Genomic DNA, 1,089 nt, shown 5'->3' with positions numbered 1-1,089 from the left:
GGAACTTCTTTTCCATCTACTGTATCACCATATTTGTCCAAGCCAGATGTTACATTGCCTAATTGTGTAGCTGTTGTTGTATTAGGTTTATCTCCTGCTGGTGTTGGATTAACTAACGCAGTTTTTAACGGTTTTGTTGTATCAATTGGTTCAATTACATTGTTATTTTCATCAACCAATTTACCATCATTATTTTTGCCTACTGCTGGTTTACCTGCATCACTGATAGGTTGACCTTTATCGTTAACTTTGTAGTATTTATCTCCTACTTTAGATACTGGTGCACCATCTTCTGTTGTGTATGTCACAGGTAATCCTGTTACGTTGAAAGTCACATCGCTTGCAGTACCTGCAGCATTCGTTGTCACTACAGCTGTTGTATTACCACCGTTCACAAAGTTTACTGTATCATATGGTTTCACGAAGTCTTTCGCTGTGCCATTGTTTTGTAAGTTCCAACCAGCGTTCAATACGTCAGATACTGTAGCTGCATTGTTGCCTACGAAGTTAGGATTTGCCACTCCATTCACAGTAGGTTTCAACAAGTTAGCTGCATCTCCTGCTGTAATTGGCGCTTCTGTATTGTTTTTGCCATCAATTGCAGTTCCATCTGCCTTATGAGCTGTTTTATCTTCATCATTTACTGTTGGAATGTTGTTTTTCACATTGCTCAAGGATGTTGGACTTGTTGTACCCGTTTTATTAGCTTCTGGTGTTGGGTTTACCAAGGATGTTTTTAATGGATTATCTGTAATATTCACATCAGGAACTTCCTGTCCATTTGCATCAAGTGGTTTACCATCTTTGTTGAATTTCGTAACTGGCGCACCTGTACTATCTAATGGTTGACCTTGATCGTTAACTTTATAGTATTTGTCACCAATTTTAGTCACTGGTGTACCATCTTCTGTTGTGTATGTCACAGGCAAGCCTGTTACATTGTATGTCACATTGCTTGTCTTACCATCCACAGTAGATACTACAGCTGTGGTGTTCAACCCATTTACAAAATTAACTGTATCATATGGTTTCACAAAATCTACGGCTGTACCATTACCTTGTAAGTTCCAACCTGCATTCAATACATCA

The 1,089-nt window shown here is 38.7% G+C and carries 1 pseudogene; it reads right to left on the bottom strand.

Annotated features, from left to right (window positions below):
- Positions 1-1,089, bottom strand: a pseudogene (locus EO114_RS07895) (hypothetical protein); the annotation flags it as partial.

The organism is Veillonella sp. 3627 (assembly GCF_003992195.1).
In the GTDB taxonomy this organism is placed as follows: Bacteria; Bacillota; Negativicutes; order Veillonellales; family Veillonellaceae; genus F0422.
This window is presented reverse-complemented; position numbering and strand designations above follow the sequence as displayed.